The sequence below is a fragment of the Micromonospora sp. NPDC049102 genome (genome assembly GCF_043197485.1).
Lineage (GTDB): Bacteria > Actinomycetota > Actinomycetes > Mycobacteriales > Micromonosporaceae > Micromonospora.
Genome location: NZ_JBICTE010000046.1, coordinates 20,310 through 41,295 on the forward strand (window position 1 = coordinate 20,310; position 20,986 = coordinate 41,295).

Here is a 20,986-nt window from a genome sequence, read left to right on the forward strand (position 1 = left end):
CCTCTTCCCAGGAGGATCCGCCCATGAGCACCGTCGTTCCCGCGCCGAACGCGGCCGACGTCCGCGCCCGCGAGGTCGCCGAACTGCTGCGTGCGCGCCTCGACGACCCGAGCCGGGTCAGCGCCGAGCTGCCCCGTCGGCTGGCGGTGGCCCACGACGCGTCGCCGTACCTGTTCGAGCCGCAGGCCGTCGTCCGCGCCGCCTCGGCGGCCGAGGTGGGCGCGTTGATGGTCGGCGCCCGGGAGGCCGGCGTGCCGCTGACCCTGCGCGGTGGCGGCACCAGCCTCGCGGGTCAGGCCGGTGGCGCGGGCGTGCTTGTCGACGTCCGCACCGACTGGCGCAACGCCGAGGTGCTCGACGACGGGCGGCGCATCCGGCTCCAACCCGGCCTGACGATCCGGCAGGCGAACGCCCGGCTGGCCCGCTACGGTCGCCGGCTCGGCCCGGACCCGGCCAGCGAGGCCGCCTGCACGGTGGGCGGCATGGTCGCCAACAACTCCAGCGGGATGACCTGCGGCACCACCGACAATGCCTACCGCACCATGGAGTCCCTGCGCTTCGTGCTGCCGTCCGGCACTGTCGTCGACTCCGCCGCCCGCGACGCCGACGAACGGCTCCGCGCCGCCGAGCCCGACCTGCACGCCGGGCTGCTGCGGCTGCGCGACCGGGTGCGCGCGGACCCGGGCTCGCGGGCGACGATCGAGCGGCTGTTCGCCATGAAGAACACCATGGGGTACGGGCTGAACTCGCTGCTCGACCACAGCAGTCCGGTGGACATGCTCGCCCACCTCATGATCGGCAGCGAGGGCACGCTCGGCTTCGTGGCCGAGGCGGTCTTCCGGACCGTGGAGATCCACGCGCACGCCGCCACCGGCCTGCTCGTCCTTCCCGGCCTCACCGACGCCACCGACGCGCTGCCCGCCCTGCTCGCCGCCGGCGCCCGTACCGCCGAACTGCTGGACGCGGCCGCGCTGCGGGTCAGCCAGCGCGATCCCGGCGCGAGCGCCGCCCTACGCGGGCTGACGGTGACCGGGCACGCGGCGCTGCTCGTGGAGTTCGCCGAGGACAGCGCGGAGCACCTGGCCGCGACGCTGGCCGACGCGCGGCCCGTGCTGGACCGGCTGCCCGCCGTCGGCGGCACCGAGCTGACCCGCGACCCGCGCGAACGCGCCAAGCTCTGGCATCTGCGCAAGGGCCTCTACACCGCGGTCGCCGGGGCCCGGCCACCCGGCACGACCGCCCTGCTGGAGGACATCGCGGTGCCGATGCCGCGCCTGACCGGCACCTGCGACGGCCTGATCGGCCTGTTCGAACGGCACGGCTACACCGACGCGGTCATCTTCGGACACGCCCGCGACGGCAACCTGCACTTCATGCTGACCCAGTCGTTCGACACGCCGGCCGAGATCGACCGCTACGCGCGGTTCACCGACGACATGGTCGACCTCGTGCTCGCCGAGGGCGGCACCCTCAAGGCCGAGCACGGCACCGGCCGCGCCATGGCACCCTTCGTCCGTCGGCAGTACGGCGACGAGCTGTACGACGTCATGCGCGACCTCAAGCGGCTGTGCGACCCGAGCGGCCTGCTCAACCCGGGTGTGCTGCTCAACGACGACCCGATCGTGCACCTGCGGCAGCTCAAGGCCGTGCCGACGGTCGACGAGGAGCTGGACGCCTGCGTGGAGTGCGGCTACTGCGAGCCGGTCTGCCCCACCGCCGACGTGACGACCACGCCCCGGCAGCGCATCGTGCTGCAACGGCAGATCGCCCTGGCCACCGCCTCCGGCGACGAGGAGCGCCGCCGCCAGTTGACCGACGACTACGCGTACGCGGCGGTGGACAGCTGCGCCGCCGACAGCCTCTGCGTCACCGCCTGCCCGGTCGGCATCGACACGGGAGCGGCGATGAAACGGCTGCGCGCCGAGCGGCACAGCCCTCGTGCCCAGCGCACCGCCGCCGGTGCCGCCCGACACTGGAAGACCGCCGTGGCGGGCGTCCGGGTCGGCCTGAATGCCGCGCACGTCACCCCGACACCGGTGGTCCGCGCCGCCACCGGGGTGATCCGCTCACTCGGGGCCACCGAACTCGTACCACAGTGGAGTGACGACATCCCGCGTGCCGGCGCGCCCCGACCCGCGCCGCGCAGCGCGTCGGACGCCCGGGCGGTGTTCTTCGCGGCCTGCATCGGCAGCGTGTTCGCAGCCCAGGACGGCTCGTCCGGTGGCTCGGCGGCGGCGTTCCTGCGCCTGTGCGAGCTGGCCGGGGTGCCCGTGGTCGTACCGGACGGGACGGCGGGTCTGTGCTGCGGGACGCCCTGGCAGTCCAAGGGCTACCCCGCCGGGCATCGCGAGATGGCCGAGCGGACCCTCGCTGTGCTCTGGGAGGCCAGCGACCAGGGGCGGCTGCCCGTGGTGTGCGACGCGTCGTCCTGCACGCACGGCCTCGCGCAGCTGACCGCCGCGCTCGCCGTCCAGGACCGGGCACGGTACGCGGGGCTGCGCTTCGTCGACAGCGTCACCTTCACCGCCCAGCACCTGCTGCCGGCGCTGCCCGAGCCCCGGCGACTCGGTTCGCTCGCGCTGCACCCCACCTGCTCAACCGTGCACCTCGACGGCATCGACGACCTGCGCGCGGTGGCCGGCGCGGTCGCCGAGACGGTCACCGTGCCGGACAGTTGGGGCTGCTGCGCCTTCGCCGGTGACCGGGGACTCCTGCACCCCGAGGTCACCGCGAGCGCCACCGCCGCCCAGGCCGCCGAGGTCAACCAGCGCCACCACGACGCGTACGCCTCCTGCAACCGCACCTGCGAGATGGGCATGAGCCGGGCCACCGGGAAGCCGTACCGGCACGTGCTCGAAGTGCTCGCCGAGGCGGTCGAGCCGCCGGCCTAGCGAGCAGCAGTCGCCGACGGCTCCCGGGGACCCGCGCGGCGCAGCAGCGCGGCGGCGAGCAGGCCACCGGCCAGGACCGCCGCCGCGCCGACCAGCTGACCGGTCTCCAGCGCAGCGGCGAAGGCGCTCGTCACGGCTACCCGCTGCGGTCCCTCCTGCGCCGCGGCGAGCGCAGCCGGGAACGAGTCCGCGCCGGCCAGCGCGGCGGGCAGCAGCGCCGCGAACCGGGCGTTCAAAACGGCGCCGAGTACGGCGATGCCGAGGCTGCTGCCGACCTCCGTCATCGTCCCGTCCACCCCGGCTCCGGCGCCCGCTTTCTCGGCCGGGATCGCGCTCATCACCGCCTCCACGATCGCCGGGTTGGCCAGGGCGCAGCCGACGCCCATGACGAGCAGACCACCGAGCAGCACCCCGTACCCGCCGTCAGGCACGAGGGTCACCACCGCGAGGCCGCCCGCGAGCAGCGTCATGCCGACGGCGATGGCAGCGGCCAACCCGAGACGGCGGATCACGGCGGCGGCGACGCCGGTGACGTTGAGCAGCACGATGGACAGGGCGAAGGGTGCCATGCGCAGGCCCGCCTCCCAGGCCGGGTAGCCCCGGACGAACTGAAGGTGCTGGGTCAGCAGGAACAGCGCCCCGGTGGCCCCGAAGGTGATCAGGACGACGCCGGAGACCGCGCCGACGAACCGCCGGTCCCGGAAGAAGTGCATGTCCAGCATGGGGTGGGCGATCTGCCGCTCCCAGCGGACGAACGACCCGAGCAGGAGTACGCCGACGACGGCCGCGCCGATCACCTCGGTCGACGCCCAACCCCGCTCCGGCCCGGCGATGATCGAGAAGACGACCGCGGTCAGCCCCGCGGTGGAGAGCAGGGCGCCCCAGATGTCGAGGCGGCCTCCGGCCGTACCGCGGGACTCCGGCACGAGTGCCCGCCCGACGAGCAGGCAGACCAGCACGATCGGAACGTTCAGCAGGAAGATGGCACCCCAGGGCAGGTGGGCCAGGATGGCGCCACCGATCGGCGGCCCGACCGCGAAGCCCAACGCGCTGGTGGCGGCCCAGATACCGATGGCCCGGGACCGTTCGGGGCCGTCGAAGACCTGCATCGCCACCGCGAGCGTCGACGTGACCAGCAGCGCCCCACCGACGCCCATTCCCGCCCGCGCGGCGATCAACTGACCGCTGCTGCCCGCGAGGCCCGCAACGAGCGAGCCGAGTCCGAACAGGACGAGACCGGCGAGCAGCATCCGGCGGCGGCCGTACCGGTCGGCGGCGGCACCCGCCGTGAGCAACAGCCCGGACAGCACCAGGGCGTACGCGTTGATCATCCACTGCGCGTCGGAGGTACTGGCGCCAAGCTCGCTGGTGAGCGCCGGCACCGCCACGGTCAGGATCGTGTTGTCCAACACCACGACGAGCTGGGCGACGCAGAGCACGACCAGGATGAGCCAGCGGTGCGCTGGCCGGACCGCCGCCGTGGGGGCAGCGACCGGTTGGGTGAGCGTCACACCGCCGCCCGTACGTACGGCGCGGTCAGCGCGCCGAGTCGACCTCTCACGGGGCTTTCCAGTAGCCGAGCGAGGTCAGCCGGTCCTTGTCGACGCCCAGCGTCCGCCGGATGTGTCGGGTGATGCCCCGCGTGGTGGCCGCCTCGCAGGCGACCCAGTAGTGGGCCGCGTGGTGCGCCGGCAGGTCGGAGCGGACGGTGTCGACGAGGTGCTGGCCGTCGGCGTTCCGGGGCACCCAGGTGACGTCGTGGTGTGCCCGGGCGCGCGGCGCGAGGGCCTTCTCGCCCTCGTGAGCGTACTCCAGCCAGACCGTCGCCGGGATGTCGGCGCCGGCGTCGAGCAGGCTGTTCACGGCGGGCAGGGACGCGGCGTCGCCGACCAGGTAGAGGTGCGCCGGTGCGGGGTCGGGCAGCTCGAAGGTGCTGCCCTGCACGGTGGCGACGATGGTGTCGCCCTCCTGCGCCGTGGTCGCCCAGCGCGCGGCGCAGCCGTCGTGGATGGCGAATTCGAGACTGAAACGGCCGGCGGCCGGGTCGGGGTCGACGAGTGTGTACGCCCGCTGGTGCGCCCGGCCGTCGTTGTCGAACCACAGTCGGACCCACATCGTGGGGTGGACGCCGCACGCCGCCAGCAGGCCGCCGTCGTCCAGAAGTAGCCGCTGGTAGTGCCCGTCCACCGACTCGGTGGCCCGCACCGTCAACTGAAAGTCCCGGCCTCCCATGGCCTTGAGGACCAGGGCTTCCCAGTTCCGCTTCACGCACCCCTCCAGGTAAGGCCAGCCTTTGTTAGGGCAGGCTAACCTACCTACGCCGCAGGCGGAACGTGTGCCCCTCTCTCCACCTCCTCAGCAAAGGACCACGACATGACATACCAGGAGAAGATCACCGGCCTCGGTGAGTTGACGCTGACGCCCGTGGTGCCCGAGCGGGACGCGGCGCTCCTGCACGGCTGGGTCACCCTGCCCCGCAACTCGTTCTGGGGGATGGAGTCACGCAGCCTCGACCAGGTCCGCGAGATCTACGCCTTCGTCGACGGCCTGCCGACCCACCACGCGTACCTGATCAGGGTCGACGGGGAGCCGGTCGGCCTGTTCCAGAGCTACCAGCCCGAGGCCGACCCGGTCGGCGAGCGGTACGCCGTACAGTCCGGGGACGTGGGGATGCACCTGCTGCTCAACCCCCCACGGCACCTCGCCCGCGGCCTGACCGACGCGGTCGGTCCAGCCCTCGCCCGGTTCCTGTTCCGCGACCCGAGCGCCCGGCGGATCGTCGTCGAGCCGGACGTCCGCAACCATCGCGCGCTGCGCCGCCTCGTGGTCGAAGGGTTCACCTTCGACACCGAGATCGACATGCCGGACAAGCGCGCGCAGCTCGCGTTCCTCACCCGCGCCCGTTTCGAGGCCGACCACCCGACGGCCGCCTGACGACAGGACCGCGGTCAGCGGTTCGCGCTGAGGAAGCCGATCAGCGTCGCGGTCCACCAGCCGAGCTGGGAGGTGAGGGCGGCGGCGACGCCGGGCAGCAGGGCGGACCAGGGCGGGCGGCCCTGGACCGCGACGAGTCGTTCCCGCACACGGCCGAGGAACAGCCCGTTGACGCCGACCACGAGCACCGCGAGCAGCTTGACCCACACCATCGCGGAGTACGTGTCCGGTCCCAGCGCCGTGCCGCTGACGACGCGACCGACCAGGCCCAACCAGATGAGCAGGTGCGCTCCCCGTGCCGCGTTCAGCACGGCACCGAGCTGTTCGCGGCGCAACATCCAGCGAAGACTGAACCAGGTCAGTTGTCCGCATCGCCGGTCGCGCCGGGGCGACCTGCCAGCGCCTTCAGTTCGGCAGCTCGCGTCGTCTGGATCCGGCCGGCGAGCGCCTTCACCTCCGGGCTGCCCCCGGCGTTCTGCTCGCCCCGACACAGCACGACGGTCTGTTCGAGGTGTGCCCGGAGCAGACCGACGGCCCGGGACGGCACCTCGGCTTCGGGGGCGGCGCGCAGCTCGGCGAGGCGGTCGTCCGTCACCATCCCCGGCATCTGGTGCCCCTCGTGGATGTTCTGCTCCGGGACGTTGCCCGCGGCCAACAACCTCCGCAGCTCCACCAGCTCGGCCCGGTGCGCCGTCCGGATGTCGCCGAGGACGGCGCGCAGCGCAGGGTCGGCAGCCGACGGAAGGGTGTCGAGGTGGTCGATCAACGCCAGCACCCCGTCGTCCATCGGGAGCAGCAGTTGGATGAAGGCGTCGTCGGTGCCGTTGAGCAGCACGGCCGCGGTAGGCGCGACAGCGACCGACGGAAGCGCGGCGGGCCGGTCGGTGCGGTCCGAGTGCCGGGTCAGGCCTACGGCCACCGTCGTCGCGGCCACCGTCACGACGACGCCGGCGATCCGCCAGCCGGACGTCTTGAGCCCGGTGCCGATCATCAGCGCGCGGCCTGGAACGCGCGGCCGACCGCCGTCGCCCTGGTGCCGTCGCTGAACAACCCGGAGCGGTCCTTGTCGGTCGCGGGCAGACCGAACCAGGCGTACCGCTGCACGTAGGAGAGCTGGCCGAGCATGCCGCTGGCCGCGGTGAGGAAGGCCGCCTGCTGCTCCTGGCTGGGGAACACCTGACGCCCGCCGTCGTAACGGATCAGCGCGAACTCGGTCAGCCAGATCGGTTTCTTGTACCGCTGGTAGACGGCTTGCAGGTACTGCCGTAGCTGGTTCACCGCCGCCGTCGTCGTGAAGTCGGCCCCGTACCAGTGCAGGGCGATGAAGTCGACCCGGTGACCTCGAGCCTCGGCGCCGGTCATGAATCTGTCCAGCCAACCCTGCGGGTCCGCTCCGCCCCAGGCGACCGCCGGGCTGCTCAGTTTGCTGCCCGTGGCCATCAGCTGCGGCCACAGGTCCAGCGCCCGCTCGACGCTCATGTTCGCCTGCTCGCCCAGGTCCGGCTCGTTGAAGCAGAGCAGGTACGGCCCGGCGGCACGGGCCCGCGCCAGCTCACCGGCGTTGACGTTCTCCGCGCTACGGATCATGGGGACGAACGTCGCGCCTCGCGGAGTGGTGATGCCGGGGTGCTGGGTGCCCCAGGTGTAGTACCAACCGGCCTTCGAGTTGGCCAGCGCCTGGCTCGCGCCGGCGAAGTTCCACACTCCGACGCCCTTGCGCGCGGAGCTGACCGCCGGCACGACCGGCGCCTTCGACGGCGTGGGACGCACGCTCGGTGACGGCGCCCTGCTCGGGGAGGCGACGACGGTGGGCGAAGCGGGTGGCGCGGCGGCCCAGGAGGGTGCGGCCTGCGGCGCGGCGGCCGGTTCAGCCGGCAGGAGCACCACCACCGCGGTGATCGCGGCGACCGCCACCGCCACCGATGCGGCGAGAGACGGCAGCAGGCCCTTGGGTGCGGTCACCGCCAGGTCGGCGACGTTCGAGGGGGGTCCGACCGGATGTGGCGCGGCCGGGGCGACCGCCGCGTGCGGGATCTTGGCACCGAGCCCGGCCGGCAGCGGCAGCAGCGACATCCCTGCGAGCAGCCGGTCGATCGGCAGGAAAGCGGCGCCCAGGTGCCCGCAGAACGCACAGTCACGGACGTGTCGGGCCAACCGCTTGCGCCACAGCGGGCTCGGGGTGCCGTCCCACTCGGCCGTCACGGCGTGCAGGTCCGGGCACCCGGGTCGTTCGTGCAGTGCGCGGACGACCCCGCGGGCGCTCTGGATCTGCTCCTTCATCCGGTGGATGCGTACGGCGACGTGCCCCGGTGACAGACTCGCCGCCTCGGCGATCTCGGTGCGCGTCAGCTCACCGGTCTCCTCCAGCCACCACAGCGAGAGCAGTTCCTGGTCGTCCGGATCGAGCCACCGGGTCGCTTCGGCGACTTCCCGACGCTGGTCGGTGAGGCCGAGCCGGAGGATCGTCATCCCGGCGAAGTCGGACGCGGGGTCGGGCACGTTGTGGATCACGTCGAGGCCGGCGTCGCGATTGAGGGCGACGCGCCGACGCTGGTCCCAGTCGCGCACCTGCCGGATGGTGATCGCCACGAGCCAGGACCGGTACGCCTCCGGGTCGTTGAGGGTGGGCAGGTGCCGGATCACCCGTACCAAGGTCTCCTGGACCACGTCGTCGACGTCGGCGTGGCCGCGCAGCGCACGCCCGACGATGTTGTAGACCAGCGGAAGCGAGGCCGCCACGAGGTCGTCGAGAGCGCGCCGGTCGCCCTGTCGAGCTGCGACGACCAACCCGGGATCGGGTACTGCCCGACCGGCTGACGACATGGGTTCCACTCCTTGTGCGCTCGACCCGAACAGCGCCTGTGCGCGCTGACCGCCTCCTGATCGGAGACGAGCGGTGGCAGCTCAGATTACGGTTTTCTCCTCGGACCTGACACTGGTCGCGGCGGCCGGACGTGACCTGCCCGACTCACCCTGCCCGGTCCGGCCAGCACCGTTACGGTCGAGGATGCGGTAGGCGGATGTGGTGCGAAAGAACGGGACGGTACGGACATGACGGTTCAGATCGATCTTGCCGGTAGGACCGCGCTGGTCACCGGCTCGACCCAGGGCATCGGTGCGGCCATCACGGTCGGGCTCGCCCGGGCCGGCGCGCGCGTGGCCGTGAACGGCCGTACCGCCGCCGGGGTCGAGCGCGCGGCGAAGGCGCTGCGCGACGAGGTCCCGGGCGCCGAGGTGGTCGAGGTGGACGCGGACGTGTCGACCGACGAGGGTACGGCTCGGACGCTCGACCTCCTGCCCAGCGTCGACATCCTGGTCAACAATCTCGGCGTCTTCGGCCCGACCGATGCGTTGGAGATCTCGGACGACGAGTGGCGGCGCTACTTCGAGGTGAACGTGCTGGCCGGCGTCCGGCTGACCCGCGCCTACCTGCCGGCGATGATGGAACGGGGTTGGGGGCGCGTGCAGTACATCGCCAGTGACTCGGCGGTCGTCATCCCCGCCGAAATGATCCACTACGGCGTCTCGAAGACGGCCCTGCTCGGCGTCTCACGCGGCTTCGCCAAGGCCGCCGCCGGCACCGGCGTGACCGTCAACTCGGTGCTGGCCGGGCCGACGCACACCGGCGGCGTGGAGGATCTGGTGGCCGATCTCGTGGGTGACAGCCTGCCGTGGGAGGAGGCGCAGCGGGAGTTCATGCGGCTGCACCGGCCACAGTCGCTGCTCCAACGGCTCATCGAGCCCGAGGAGATCGCCAACATGGTCACGTACCTCGCCTCTCCGCTCGCCTCCGCGACGACGGGCGCGGCGGTCCGGGTCGACGGTGGCTACGTGGACGCGATCGTCCCGTAACGGCGTCCGCTCAGAGTTGGACGACGTGACCCACCCGCGGGGGCGTACGACCGGCGAGGACGTCGAGCCACGCTTGCCGCAGTGCGTCGGGACCGTTGCCGACCCGCACGTCGAGCCACCCGCTCACCATCGGGACGAACCGCTGCCAGGCGGCGGTGAACCGCTCGTCGAGCCCGTCGCGGCCCCAGTCCTGGCTGCGCTTGCGCATCTGCACGGGTGCGAAGAAGACCTCCCCGGCGGCGTCGGCGTTGGGCGTCTGGTTGGTGAGACCGACGGCGATGTCCCGGACGAGCCGGTCGCCGAGGTGATCGCGGAGCGCGGCCCTGGTCGCGGCCGCGCCGGACAGGTCGAGGTACGCCGTGTCGACCGCGTCGAGGGTGTCGATCGCGTCGTACGGGACGACGTCGTCGTAGCAGCCGAGTGAACGCGTGAACGCCAGGTTGCCGGGTGAGGTGAGCCCGACGAGTCGCGCGCCACGGCCGTGCAGTTCGCACGCGGCGGCGTACGCCGTCTTGCTCGACGCCGACGACAGCACCAGCGACCGTGCACCGTAGAAGTCGTTGTCGACGACCTGGTCGGCCAGCATGAAGGAGGTGAAGAACAGCGGCCGGAACAGGATCAGCAGGTCCTCCTGCTCCGCCTGGTAGGCCGGGTCGCCGGTGGTCGCCCGGTACGCGTTGTACGGCGAGGGCAACCCGGCCCGGTGCGCGCTCGCGTCGCGGAACCCGGACGCGTCCACCCGGTCCGGGCGGACCACCAGGTGACCGGCGGGAGGCAGGTAGCCGTAGACGCGTTGACCCACCTCGACACCGGCGACCGTCGACGCGACGACCTCGGCGAACCCCCACAGCGGCGGCAGCCCCCACTGTGGATCGAGTCCCTGCGGGCCGGGCGGAAAGAACTCCCAGTAGCGCATCGCCTCGCCGAGCACCGCGTAGGTCACGTTGTTGGCGGTGAGGCCGACCCGATCGACGCGCAGCAGCGCCGCCCCGTCGGGCACCTCGGGCACATTGCCGTCGGCGAGCGTGGTCCGGGAGAGATCGTCACGGGCCACGGCGAAGGTCCACGAGTCAGCCATGGTGTGACGCTAGACAGCCTCCGAATCCCAGACAAGTGCACTGGGAGTGCAAAATCCCACTCGGCGGTCAGAGGTGCGGCGCGGTGACGTGGCGCAGGTGCCCCAGCGGCAGGTGCGGCGGCTGCCACTCCAGGATCAGGGCCGTCGCGTCGTCGTCGAGCTGCTCGTCCTGGTACGCGAGGACGGCACGAACCAGTCGGCGCATCGTCTCCGGGCTGGGCAACCGGTCGTTGAGGGCACGGTTGACGAAGTCGACGAGCCGGTCCAGCCCGAACCGCTCCCCGTCGGCACTGCGCGCTTCGGTGATGCCGTCGGTGTAGGCGAGGAGGCGATCACCCGGGTGCAGCTCCTCCTCGTACACCTGGGGCCTGGCCTCCGACAGGTGACCGAGGCCGAGCGGCAGCGCGGTCGGCCCCGGCAGCTCCCGGATCGCCTTGCCGTCGCGCAGCAGCATGGCGCCGGGGTGCCCGGCGTTGATGAGTCTGAGCCGGCCGGTCCGCCGGTCCAGCTCGGCGAGCAGCGCGGTCGCGAAGTAGCTCGGGTGCTCCGAGCGCACCCAGCGGTCGATACTGATCGCGGTGTCGACGAGGTCGAGGCCGGTTCGACGGGCGTTGCGATACGCGCTGACCACCAGCGACGCCAGGCTGCTCGCCCTGATGCCGTGCCCACAGGTGTCGAAGAGCCCGACGCTGAGCACGTCGCCGTTCAGCGCGTAGTCGAAGATGTCCCCGCCGACGTCGTAGCACGGTTCGAGGATCGCGGTGACCACCAGATCGTCGGTCGCGAAGGTCAGCGGCGGCAGCAGCCCCCACACGATCTCGGCGGCGACCTGCATCGGCAGGCGGCGGCGCATCCGCTCGATGACGTCGCCGTAGCGCCGGCGGTTCACCAGGACCTGGGCGACGTTGACCGCCAACTCCCAGGTGGGCCCGTCCACCGACGTGTCACCGGCGGCCGGCGACACGACCTCCAGGACACCCAACCGCTCGCAGCCGAGCAGCAAAGGCACCCAGACCCGGTCCGGGTTGTCGGCGGCCCGCTGCACGTCGAGGGTCGTGAACGCCCGTCCGGCCAGGGTCGTCTCGATCGTCAACTCGTCCCGGGTCGGACCGGCGCCGAGCATGGGCACGAGGCAGGACTGGGTGTAGTCCGCCAGGTAGATCACGATCTCGGTGGCGCCGATCGCCGGCGCCACCCGGGTGACGAGGAGCGACAGCTCGTCCGGCCCACCTCGGGGTGCGTTGAGCTGTAGCCAACGCGCCGCGTCGCCAGCGTCGACCACGCTCCACCTCCCCGTGTCCTGACCACCCTAGGAGCCCGGAAGCGAACTGGCCAACATACGCGGGCGGACGAGACAAGGGGCTCCACACGGCGCCCACGACTCGAACGTGCTTGTCGGCCAAATCCGGCAATGTCGACAGTTACGCCCACTTTGCGCCTTATATATGCGAAAGTCCAATTATGCACATCTGCGGTTCGACTCGGCTGCCCGTCGCCGATTCGGCCGGCGTCCGGTGAGACGTATTCGTGAAAGGGCTATCGTGACAACCACACTATTGCGCCGACCTCGACGCGCGGTCATGTCCGCGCTGGCTGCCGGCATAGCCGGCAGCGCAGCCGTCGCCGTCCTCGTCTTCAGCGGCACCGGCGCGAGCGCGGCCGAGGCGCCGGTCAACCTCGGGACGGCGGCGAACTTCTCCGTGCTGGCCGGCTCCACGGCCACCAACACCGGGCCGAGCTTCCTGGCGCAGAGCCTGGGTGTAAGCCCGGGCAACACCGCACCCGGCTTCCCTCCCGGGATCGTCGGCGGGGAGATCCACCTGGGCGACGCCGTGGCGCTGCAGGCCAAGAACGACCTCACCACCGCCTACAACGACGCTGCCGGCCGGACACCGTTCACCAACCTGCCCGCCGAACTGGGCGGCGCCACGCTGATTCCAGGGGTCTACCGGATCGGCGCCGCACAGTTGACCGGGACGCTCACGCTCAACAGCCAGAACGACCCTGCCGCGGTGTTCATCTTCCAGATCGACTCCACCCTCATCACCGCCTCCAACAGCAGCGTGGTGTTCATCAACGGCGCCTCACCCTGCAACGTCTACTGGCAGGTCGGCAGCTCGGCAACGATCGGCACCGGCACCCGCTTCATGGGCAACATCCTGGCCCAGACCTCGATCACCATGAACACCGGCGCCACCCTCCAGGGCCGCGCCCTGGCACAGACCGGCGCGGTGACCCTCGACACCAACACCATCAACGCGCCCGCCTGCCTCCAGCCGACGGGAACTCCCACGTCGACGCCCACCGGGCAACCGACCGGCACGCCCACCAGCACGCCGACCGGGACACCGACGGGCACGCCAACCGGGCAGCCCACGGGCACCCCGACCGGCCAGCCGACAGCGGTTCCCACCCGTACCCAGTTGCCCGTCACCGGCGGTGGGGGCGGCGGTGGCCTGCTGCCTGCCCTGACCGCGATCGGCAGCATCGCGGTCGCCAGCGGCGCAACCCTGCTGCTGCTCCTGCGCCGACGTCGACAGCTCGAGTCGTGACCATGCGCCCCGGCGGCCGGACACCCGGCCGCCGGGGCACATCCCAGCATTGCGGAGCTGCCCAATCTCATACTTTCGGCTAGTAATAGTTCCAACTTTCGGGTAGCGTACTGCCAGCACCCGAACAACATGACGCGGCGACGAGACCCGTGGTTGTGGTCCCCTCGACAGCGCATCTCGCCCGCATCTGCGCTCCGGCGACAGCCGGTTCGGATTTCTCTCCGGTCGACCTGGTCGACGGGCACGCGCGGAGAGGACCAGCCTCATGGTCACCACTTTCAAGCCCACGGCCGGCACCGGCTCCAGCCGGCACGGCACCGCTCGCACAGATGAGATGATGGCCGAGTTGGCCGCCACCCCGGCCGACGACCCGCGCCGCCCGGCGCTGCGGGAACGCACCATCGAGGCGTGGCTGCCGCTGGCCCGCCATCTGGCGCGGCGCTACTCCGGACGCGGCGCCTCCGACGAGGATCTGACGCAGACCGCCACGGTCGGCCTCATCAAGGCCGTCGACCACTTCGACGCCACGCGGGGCGTGGACTTCAGCGGATACGCCATCCCGACCATCGTCGGCGAGCTCAAGCGATACTTCCGCGATCGCACCTGGGCGGTGCGGGTGCCCCGCCGTCTCCAGGAACTCCGGCTCTCGATCAGCGCCGCGAACAGCACGTTAACGCACACCCTGGGCCGCTCGCCCACGGTGGCCGACATCGCGACCTACCTCGACGTCTCCGAGGAGACCGTGCTGGAAGGGCTGGAGGGGGCGCGGGCGTACCGAGCGACCTCACTGTCCACACCCACCGGCGTCGACGGCACCCTGGAACTCGGGGACACCCTCGGGGGGCACGACCACGAGTTCGACCTCGTCGATCTCCGCGTCGCCCTCGGCCCGGCGCTCGCCACGTTGCCCGAACGCGAACGCAAGATCCTGAGTCTGCGGTTCCACGGCAACCTGACCCAGGCCCAGATCGCGGAGCAGATCGGCGTCTCCCAGATGCACGTCTCCCGGCTGATCACCCGGGCGCTGGCCACGCTGCGCGGGCACCTCACCGAGGACATCGTTTGATCCAGCCGACCACCATGGCGCGCCGGGCGCTCGACGCTCAGTCGGTCCGGCCGCGCCGGGGCGGCGCGTGCACCATCGCCCCGAGCAGGGCGGCCACCGGCACGGTGGCGAAGCCGACCCGGGCGTCACTGGCGCCGTACGGCAGCCACAGTTCGCCGTCGTGGATGAGCCCGCCGCAGGAGTAGACGACGTTCGGCACGTAGCCGTCCCGGTCGGACCGCTCGGGGGCCAGAAGCACGCCGGGGAGATGCGCGACCACCCGTTCCGGCCGGTGCAGATCGAGCAGAAGCGCGCCGATCGCGTACCGACGCATCGGGCCGACACCGTGGGTGAGCACGAGCCAGCCCGCCTCGGTCTCGATGGGGGACCCACAGTTGCCGACCTGGATCAGCTCCCAGCTGTCCCGTGGTTGGTGCAGCGCAACCGGCGCTAGCCAGCGGTTGTCGGCATCCAGGACGGTCAGACCGATCGTCTCGCCGTCGGCGCGGCAGAGGGCCAGGCGCCTACCCTCGACTGTACGAGGAAACAGCGCGATCCCCTTGTTACGGGCCCCCGGGCCGCGCATCGGGGACATCTCAAAGTGGCGCAGATCGGCGCTGGCCACCACACGGGTCGCGATGCTCCGGCCGTCGTAGCCGGTGTAGGTGGCGCGGTACAACGGATCGGAGCCGTCGGTGCACCGGACGAATCTTGCGTCCTCCATGCCGTTGCTCTCCGCAGGGATGGCTGGCCAGAGCACGCGTTGGTGCAGCACCGTCTCCGCGGGGAAGGACGTGGCGTAGCTGCCGGCGTTGGTCCGGCGTAGTCGTTCCAGCGTGTCCGGCGCGGTACTGCGGGAGAGCAGGTCCGGCGGCAGAGCACCGAGCACCCACTCGAAGGTCGCCTCGTCGTATTGGTCGGGCAGCGCGCTCAACACCGTGGCGGTGACCTCGTTGTCGCAATCCTCCTCGGCCAGGCCGGCCACGAGCAGGTCCCGGCGGTGCCGCACTCCCGTCCGCTCTCCGACGACCAGCGGGCCGGACCGGTCAGTGACGGCGAGCCGGCGCCCCGGCCCGAGGACCGCGCTGGCGAATCCGATGGACGACAGGTGACCCTCACCGATCTGGCGGAGGCTGACCGCCGCGCGCAACTGCCCGGCGCTCAACCGGCTCTGGTCGGGGTGGGCCACCATCGACGGGTTGCACAGGGCGGCGGCCTCGACCGCGTACTCGTGGCTGAAGTAGGCACCGACCAGGAGCCGGCTGGCGGACGAGAGATCCCCGGTCCGGGCGGCGCGGTGCCGCACGAGGTCGTAGTGATGGTGGAACGTCGCCTCGAGGTCGCGGTGCCGAGCACCGAACCGGTCGAGGGTGTCCCGCAGCAGCCGGGCGGTCTCCTCGTCGTCGAGGTGCGCGACACGCTCGATGAGCGCCCGCGCGCGAGTGCGTACCACCGCCGCGTCCTCGCCCGGGACGAAGAGCTTGACGACGACCCGGCGGGGGTCCGGGGTGAGGGTGACGTCCTGCCGGACGGCCAGGACGTCGGTCACGACCACCGCCGGGCGTGCTGCAGGGTGGAGATGAGCGCGAGAGTGGATTCGGCACCCTGGTTGAGGTTGGGACCGTGCGCGGTCAGCCCGTCGTACCCGCCGCCGGTGTCCGGATCCCACATCGGCGTGCCGACGTCGTTGTCGCCGAGGAACCACCCGATCGCCTGCCGTACCCCGTCCTCCCAGGAGGGGTCACCGGTGACCGTGGCGGCCGTGGCGCAGGCGTCCGCGAGGGCCGCGACCTCGATCGGCTGCTGGTCGTGGTGGAACCGTACGGCGCCGCGTCGCCACCCTGCCGCCGGTACGACGGACAGTCGCCCGTCGCGGACCTGGACGTCCCGCAGCCAGGCCAACATCCGCAGGCCCTCGCCGATGGGCGGTCCACCGTGGCGTAGCTGACTGGCGACGATGACGACCTCGGCGAGCGCCGCGTTCGCGTACGTCAACCGCTGCTGCGGCCAGGGCCACCGCAGGTCGGGGTCCGGCGCGCCGACGGCGCTGGCCGCGTCCGCCAGCAAGGCTGCCGCGGTCACGTGGCCCGGATGGCGACGCAGCACCTCGGCCGCGCCGAGCCCGGCGAAGGCCATCGCGTGCGGCGCGGCTGACCGCCGCGTCGCCCCGCGGCTGAAGGCGACCAGCGCCTCCTCCCGTACCCAGGCGGCGGGACTGCGGGCGACGGCCGTGCCCAGCCCCCACAACGCTCGGCCCCACCAGTCGCCGAGTCCGGGCTCGTCGGTCCAGCGCCGGTCGAGTCCGAGCCGGTTGTGGAAGGCGCCCGCGGCGTCCTGTGCGTGAGTCAGGAACGCGAGGTACCTCTCCGCGAGCCGCAGGAGTTCCTCGGTCGGCTCCGGCTCGCGGCAGATGACGACAAGGCCGCGGGCCACGTCGTCGGTGCAGTACCCGTGCTCGCGGCGGACGATGGCGTGCCGGGCGTGCTCGAACAGGCCGGTGTCGTCGCTCAGCCGGGCCAGGTGCGCGAAGCTGGGCGCGGGCGCGGTCACCCACCGCCTGCCGGAAGTTGCCCGGGAACGGCCGGCGGTCGCGGTCATGCCGAGGCCACGCTGACGGCGGGCGGACGTACGTCGGTGAGCCGTTCGGCGAGGGTGACGTAGCGGGCGGCCACCGCCGGCCAGCGGAGATCCGCGGCCAGCGGCCGCACCCGGCCGGCCAGCCGAGCCGCCAGGCCCGGCTCGGTCAGGATCCGCCGGACCGCCAGGGCCAGCGCCGCCGGGTTCTGATGGGGTACGACCAGACCGGGCCCGCCGGTGAGCAGCTCGACGGCGTGCGGGAACGCCGTGGCCACGACGGGCACTCCGGCGGCCACCGCCTCGATGAGCACTCCGGAGGTGACCTGTTCGCGGGAGTCGTACGGCAGCACGACCACATCGGCGGAGCGGATCAGACGACCAAGGGCCTGCTGATCGTGGTAGACGTCCTGGTAGTCCACGGCGTGCGCGATCCCCAGTTGGGCGCCGAGCCGGTGCAGCCGCGCCCGGTACGTCTCGCCGTGGTGCTCGATCACCTTCGGGTGGGTCCGTCCTGCGACGGTGTACGTGGGTGTCGGTTCCAGGTCCTGCAAGCGGGCGAGGGCGCGCAGTGCCCACTCGATGCCCTTGCCAGGTCCGATGAGTCCCCAGGTGAGCAGGTGCGGGCGGGTACGCCGGTCGACCGGCACACCGGCGAGTTCAGCGACACCGTGCGGGATTACTGTCACTTTCCCCACCGGCACGTCGTAGCCGATGAGCAGCCGGTCGCGGGCGGTGTCGGTCATCGTGACGATCGCCCCGGCGGCGGTCACGATCTGCTCCAGCAGGGACTTCTGCCGAGCGGTGGGCTCGCGCAGCACGGTGTGCAGGACCACGATGCTCGGCACGGTGAGCCGGCGCAGCAACGGCAGAACGTCCTCGCCGTCGGTGCCCGGGTAGATGCCGTACTCGTGCTGGACGATGGCCACGTCGAAGGTGTTCAGGGCGGCTGCGGCGTCCCGCCATCCGGCCGGGCTCCGCGCCGACCAGGTGTGTACCACCCCGGGAACGGGCCGCTGGTCGTCGCCGTGGTCGGTGACCCGCACGATCCCACCGCACGTGCCGTCGGCGGTTAGTTGGGCGGCGAGGGCGGAGTTGAAGGTGGCCAGTCCACACCGCGTCGGCGGGTGGGTGCTGAGGAATCCGTAGCTGAGCATGAACGTTGAGCCTTCCGGTCGTCGGCCGCCACCGCGGTTACGGGGGCACGCCTCACGCGGTGACGGCGCACGTCGGTCAGCGTGTGTGACCGGCGGAACGTGTTCGGGGGCGATCAGCTGAGGGTGGCAGTCAGAGCACGGCCGCCTGGTCGGGAACGACCGGCCGCTCGACGGGCACGGCGTCGCGGCGGATGAGGCGGTCGTAGACGGCGAGGTAGTCGGTCACCATCCGGTCCGCGCCGAAGCGTTGCCGGGCTCGTTCCCGGCAGGCGGCCCGGTCGAGGCCAGCAACCCGGGTCACCGCGTCGACAGCCTGCTCGACGGTGTGCACGAGGCAGCCGGTGACGCCTTCGTCGACGACGTCCGGCATGGATCCCCGCGCGTACGCGACGACCGGCGTGCCGCAGACCATCGACTCCACCACCGACAGGCCGAACGGTTCGTCGAACGCGACCGGGTGCAGCAGAGCCGTGCTGCCGCCCAGCACCTCGGCGCGTCGGCGTGGGCCGACCGAGCCGAGGAAGACGACCTGGTCCCCGTCGATGTGCGGAGCCACCTGCTCCGCGAAGTACCGCTCGTCCTGGACGATGCCGCAGATGGTCAGCGTTCGGCCGGCGCGGCGGGCGATCTCGATGGCGGTGTGGGTGCCCTTGTCGGGGTGGATCCGACCGAACGCGGCCAGGCCGGGGCCGGCGTCCCGGGCGAACGGCAGACCCGCGAGGTCCACGCCGTGCCGCACCGTGGCGACGTAGTCGAGTTCCGGGGCACGGTCGGCATCCGATATCGAAACGTATGACGACGCAGCTCGGGCGTAGGCGGGCAGGATCTGAGCACCGGAGAAGCCGTGCACGGTGGTGAGCAGTGGAGCGTGGCAGTGCTGCGCGAACGCCAGCGGCAGCCAGTCGAGGTGGCTGTGCACCAGGTCGAAGTCCGCCGAGCGGGCGAACGCGTGGGAGACGTGCATCGCCTCCCACACCCGGCCGTCCAGGTCCGGGGCGTCGGCGTACCCCCGGGGAGCAACGCCGTCGAGCCGTGCGGAGGTGACGGAGTCCAGCGTCGCGAAGAGCGTCACGTCCACGCCGCGGCTGACCAGACCCTCGGCGAGCAGGCCGGTCACCTGCTCCCAGGGGCCGTAGTGGTACGGGGGCGTACGCCAGGCGATCGGCCCGAGCAGCGCAACCTTCACGGGGATGGCACGTCGACGAGTTCGGCTGCATCAAGGTGCAGGGTGGCGAGCAGTCCGGAGTGCTTGACCGGATCCACCCGCTCCGGCAACTCACGCTCGACCCAGTCGGCCCTGGCCTGCTGGCCCCGACCGCGTAACGCGCTGACGATCCTGTGCTTGGCGATCCTCATCTGGTGCTCCCTGGTTGAGCCGTCCAGACCGGAACGCGCCTGGACGGGATGTGAAAGCGTGGGCGGAACGTCCCCGCGGCCAGCAACGCGGACCCGGATGCGCGGTGAGCCGGTGAATCCGACAGGCCGAGCCCTGGCTGGTCGTCGACGACCAACATGCGGCAGCGGTGGGAGAAGATCGATAACGCCCCTGACGGGCTGGTGGCGGCGAAAGACGGCGGCCACCGGGGGCCCGGGCGACATGACCAGCCTACGCCCCGGCCTGGGCGGCTGCACGCGCACCGGGGCGCGGCTCGTCGAAAAGCCGCTCAAACGGCGGTGCGGGCCGTCAGGCGTACGCTGGGGTCACTCGCCGCCATACACCCATCGACCCGGTCGCCAGCTTCCCGTGGCACCGCTGGCCGACCTCTCCCCGCACCGGCTCGCCGGACCCGCGACGGTTTGTCGCCGGCCCGCCCTCGGCCCTCCACTCCGGCAGTCAGCTGGATCGGGCACCCCATCGGAAGGCGGCGGATCGCCATGACCGCACCCTCGGACGGCCACGGGTGGCGGCGGACAGCACCAGACTCGCCACGACCAGGGTGTACGCGCCGGGAATCCAGATCACGGTGGTCGAGTCACCGGCCGGGAGCCGCGAACTGTCGTAGCAGCGCCCCTTAATCACCTGGCTAGCCTTGCCGTAAGCCAGGTAGTCTGGGTGACATGGAGGACCTACGGGACGACCGCGAATCCTGGTCGATGGAGAACTGCTCCGTCGCACGGGCGATGGACATCGTGGGCAGCCGGTCGACAATCCTGATCATGCGTGAGGCGTTGCTCGGCACACGCCGTTTCGACGACTTCGTCCGCCGCGTCGGCGTCGGCGAGCCCGCCATGGCGGCCCGCCTCAAGGAGATGGTCGGCGCCGGCCTGCTCGAACGAATTCCCTACCGGGAGCCGGGTCAGCGCACCCGCCACGAGTACCAACTGACCCGCAAGGGCCAGGAACTGCTGCCCGTCATCACCGCCCTGCGCAACTGGGGCGACACCTGGAGTGCCGACGAGGCCGGCCCCGGCATCCTCGCCACCCACCACGACTGCGGCGAACCGGTCCGCGCGGTACTGCGCTGCGCCGCCGGGCACGACGTCGGAAGCGGCGACATCGACATCACCGCCGGGCCAGGCCTGATCCGTCGCGACTGATGTCGACTCGCCCTGCGCACCGGGGAGCTACCCGCCAACGGCGGCGACCCCGCCCAGATCGTCGTCACCACCACCTACGACACACTGACCCGGCAGCTCAGCAGCGGTCTTCTCGACACCGGCCCCACGCTGACCCCGGAGACAGTGCGCCGCATCGCCTGCGACGCCGCCATCCTGCCCACCGTCCTCGGCGGCACGGGCCAGGTCCTCGACGTCGGCCGACAACGCCGCCTGATCACCGGGCCACTGCGTCGGACACTCGTCCTGCGCGACCGCGGCTGCGCGTTCCCCTGCTGCGACCGCCCACCTCGCTGGTGCGACGCCCACGTGCGCCGTGAGGCGCTGATTGATCGAGTGGAGGTGAG

The 20,986-nt window shown here is 71.9% G+C and carries 18 protein-coding genes and 1 pseudogene; 7 read left to right on the plus strand and 12 right to left on the minus strand.

What is annotated here, in order from left to right; all coding sequences use genetic code 11:
* The first annotated feature begins 23 nt into the window (after nt 1–23).
* The gene (locus ACGFH9_RS29250) at nt 24–2,891 is read left to right on the plus strand and encodes an FAD-binding and (Fe-S)-binding domain-containing protein (protein WP_393225585.1); all 2,868 of its coding nucleotides are present in this window, start codon (nt 24–26) and stop codon (nt 2,889–2,891) included.
* Here the strand turns inward: ACGFH9_RS29250 and ACGFH9_RS29255 are convergent.
* Nucleotides 2,888–4,402 carry an MFS transporter gene (locus ACGFH9_RS29255; protein ID WP_393225587.1) on the minus strand — a complete coding sequence of 505 codons (1,515 nt, stop codon included), beginning with the start codon at nt 4,400–4,402 and terminating at the stop codon, nt 2,888–2,890. The genes ACGFH9_RS29250 and ACGFH9_RS29255 overlap by 4 nt on opposite strands.
* Before the next feature lie 46 nt (nt 4,403–4,448).
* Complete coding sequence (locus ACGFH9_RS29260; RefSeq protein WP_393225590.1) at nt 4,449–5,159, minus strand: siderophore-interacting protein; 711 nt, start codon at nt 5,157–5,159, stop codon at nt 4,449–4,451.
* A gap of 105 nt (nt 5,160–5,264) precedes the next feature.
* Here ACGFH9_RS29260 and ACGFH9_RS29265 point away from each other — a divergent pair, with 105 nt between their 5' ends.
* A complete protein-coding gene (locus ACGFH9_RS29265) occupies nt 5,265–5,825 on the plus strand; it encodes a GNAT family N-acetyltransferase (RefSeq protein ID WP_393225593.1) in 561 nt (186 codons plus the stop codon).
* Nucleotides 5,826–5,839: 14 nt separating this feature from the next.
* Here ACGFH9_RS29265 and ACGFH9_RS29270 read toward each other — a convergent pair whose 3' ends face one another.
* From ACGFH9_RS29270 to ACGFH9_RS29280, 3 genes are read right to left on the minus strand one after another with little or no spacing between them, the layout of a single operon-like run.
* Nucleotides 5,840–6,163, minus strand: a complete 324-nt coding sequence (locus tag ACGFH9_RS29270; protein WP_393225596.1) for a hypothetical protein — start codon at nt 6,161–6,163, stop codon at nt 5,840–5,842.
* Between the two features lie 20 nt (nt 6,164–6,183).
* Complete coding sequence (locus tag ACGFH9_RS29275; RefSeq protein WP_393225599.1) at nt 6,184–6,816, minus strand: DUF305 domain-containing protein; 633 nt, start codon at nt 6,814–6,816, stop codon at nt 6,184–6,186.
* A complete protein-coding gene (locus ACGFH9_RS29280; protein WP_393225601.1) occupies nt 6,816–8,648 on the minus strand; it encodes a sigma-70 family RNA polymerase sigma factor in 1,833 nt (610 codons plus the stop codon). The genes ACGFH9_RS29275 and ACGFH9_RS29280 overlap by 1 nt, the downstream gene beginning before the upstream one ends.
* A gap of 228 nt (nt 8,649–8,876) precedes the next feature.
* Between ACGFH9_RS29280 and ACGFH9_RS29285 the strand changes: the two genes are divergently transcribed.
* Complete coding sequence (locus ACGFH9_RS29285; protein ID WP_355235041.1) at nt 8,877–9,677, plus strand: SDR family oxidoreductase; 801 nt, start codon at nt 8,877–8,879, stop codon at nt 9,675–9,677.
* 10 nt (nt 9,678–9,687) lie between these two features.
* Here ACGFH9_RS29285 and ACGFH9_RS29290 read toward each other — a convergent pair whose 3' ends face one another.
* Together ACGFH9_RS29290 and ACGFH9_RS29295 are read right to left on the minus strand one after the other, a co-directional pair.
* Nucleotides 9,688–10,755: a DUF2855 family protein gene (locus ACGFH9_RS29290; RefSeq protein WP_393225604.1), complete on the minus strand. Its 1,068-nt coding sequence runs from the start codon at nt 10,753–10,755 to the stop codon at nt 9,688–9,690.
* A 67-nt stretch (nt 10,756–10,822) separates the two neighbouring features.
* Nucleotides 10,823–12,037: a PP2C family protein-serine/threonine phosphatase gene (locus ACGFH9_RS29295; protein WP_393225607.1), complete on the minus strand. Its 1,215-nt coding sequence runs from the start codon at nt 12,035–12,037 to the stop codon at nt 10,823–10,825.
* Nucleotides 12,038–12,296: 259 nt separating this feature from the next.
* Here ACGFH9_RS29295 and ACGFH9_RS29300 point away from each other — a divergent pair, with 259 nt between their 5' ends.
* Both ACGFH9_RS29300 and ACGFH9_RS29305 read left to right on the plus strand, forming a co-directional pair.
* Nucleotides 12,297–13,307, plus strand: coding sequence for an ice-binding family protein (locus ACGFH9_RS29300; protein WP_393225610.1), 1,011 nt, complete (start codon nt 12,297–12,299; stop codon nt 13,305–13,307).
* Nucleotides 13,308–13,641: 334 nt separating this feature from the next.
* A complete protein-coding gene (locus ACGFH9_RS29305) occupies nt 13,642–14,373 on the plus strand; it encodes a SigB/SigF/SigG family RNA polymerase sigma factor (protein WP_393225626.1) in 732 nt (243 codons plus the stop codon).
* A 37-nt stretch (nt 14,374–14,410) separates the two neighbouring features.
* Here the strand turns inward: ACGFH9_RS29305 and ACGFH9_RS29310 are convergent, their stop codons facing one another.
* From ACGFH9_RS29310 to ACGFH9_RS29330, 5 genes are all read right to left on the minus strand, one after another.
* Nucleotides 14,411–15,901: a glycosylase gene (locus ACGFH9_RS29310; protein WP_393225613.1), complete on the minus strand. Its 1,491-nt coding sequence runs from the start codon at nt 15,899–15,901 to the stop codon at nt 14,411–14,413.
* Nucleotides 15,898–16,950 (minus strand): glycosyltransferase, encoded by a 1,053-nt coding sequence (locus ACGFH9_RS29315; protein ID WP_393225616.1) that lies wholly within the window; start codon nt 16,948–16,950, stop codon nt 15,898–15,900. Before ACGFH9_RS29315 ends, ACGFH9_RS29310 begins: the two co-directional genes overlap by 4 nt.
* Entirely contained in the window at nt 16,947–18,083 is a 1,137-nt protein-coding gene (locus ACGFH9_RS29320; protein WP_393225619.1) for a glycosyltransferase, read from the minus strand. Before ACGFH9_RS29320 ends, ACGFH9_RS29315 begins: the two co-directional genes overlap by 4 nt.
* 130 nt (nt 18,084–18,213) lie before the next feature.
* Nucleotides 18,214–19,269 carry a glycosyltransferase family 4 protein gene (locus tag ACGFH9_RS29325; RefSeq protein WP_393225621.1) on the minus strand — a complete coding sequence of 352 codons (1,056 nt, stop codon included), beginning with the start codon at nt 19,267–19,269 and terminating at the stop codon, nt 18,214–18,216.
* On the minus strand, nt 19,266–19,439 hold the full coding sequence (locus tag ACGFH9_RS29330) for a hypothetical protein (protein ID WP_393225624.1): 174 nt from the start codon (nt 19,437–19,439) through the stop codon (nt 19,266–19,268). Before ACGFH9_RS29330 ends, ACGFH9_RS29325 begins: the two co-directional genes overlap by 4 nt.
* Nucleotides 19,440–20,141: 702 nt before the next feature.
* Between ACGFH9_RS29330 and ACGFH9_RS29335 the strand changes: the two genes are divergently transcribed.
* Both ACGFH9_RS29335 and ACGFH9_RS29340 read left to right on the plus strand, forming a co-directional pair.
* On the plus strand, nt 20,142–20,621 hold the full coding sequence (locus ACGFH9_RS29335; protein WP_355619234.1) for a helix-turn-helix domain-containing protein: 480 nt from the start codon (nt 20,142–20,144) through the stop codon (nt 20,619–20,621).
* Nucleotides 20,622–20,986, plus strand: a pseudogene (locus ACGFH9_RS29340) (DUF222 domain-containing protein); the annotation flags it as partial.

Bases quoted from the DNA above. Each gene is read 5' to 3' on its own strand.
- ACGFH9_RS29250 (WP_393225585.1), top strand. From the start codon at position 24: ATGAGCACCGTCGTTCCCGCGCCGAACGCGGCCGACGTCCGCGCCCGC.
- ACGFH9_RS29265 (WP_393225593.1), top strand. From the start codon at position 5,265: ATGACATACCAGGAGAAGATCACCGGCCTCGGTGAGTTGACGCTGACG.
- ACGFH9_RS29270 (WP_393225596.1), bottom strand. From the start codon at position 6,163: ATGTTGCGCCGCGAACAGCTCGGTGCCGTGCTGAACGCGGCACGGGGA.
- ACGFH9_RS29275 (WP_393225599.1), bottom strand. From the start codon at position 6,816: ATGATCGGCACCGGGCTCAAGACGTCCGGCTGGCGGATCGCCGGCGTC.
- ACGFH9_RS29280 (WP_393225601.1), bottom strand. From the start codon at position 8,648: ATGTCGTCAGCCGGTCGGGCAGTACCCGATCCCGGGTTGGTCGTCGCA.
- ACGFH9_RS29285 (WP_355235041.1), top strand. From the start codon at position 8,877: ATGACGGTTCAGATCGATCTTGCCGGTAGGACCGCGCTGGTCACCGGC.
- ACGFH9_RS29290 (WP_393225604.1), bottom strand. From the start codon at position 10,755: ATGGCTGACTCGTGGACCTTCGCCGTGGCCCGTGACGATCTCTCCCGG.
- ACGFH9_RS29305 (WP_393225626.1), top strand. From the start codon at position 13,642: ATGATGGCCGAGTTGGCCGCCACCCCGGCCGACGACCCGCGCCGCCCG.
- ACGFH9_RS29315 (WP_393225616.1), bottom strand. From the start codon at position 16,950: ATGACCGCGACCGCCGGCCGTTCCCGGGCAACTTCCGGCAGGCGGTGG.
- ACGFH9_RS29320 (WP_393225619.1), bottom strand. From the start codon at position 18,083: ATGCTCAGCTACGGATTCCTCAGCACCCACCCGCCGACGCGGTGTGGA.
- ACGFH9_RS29330 (WP_393225624.1), bottom strand. From the start codon at position 19,439: ATGAGGATCGCCAAGCACAGGATCGTCAGCGCGTTACGCGGTCGGGGC.
- ACGFH9_RS29335 (WP_355619234.1), top strand. From the start codon at position 20,142: ATGGAGGACCTACGGGACGACCGCGAATCCTGGTCGATGGAGAACTGC.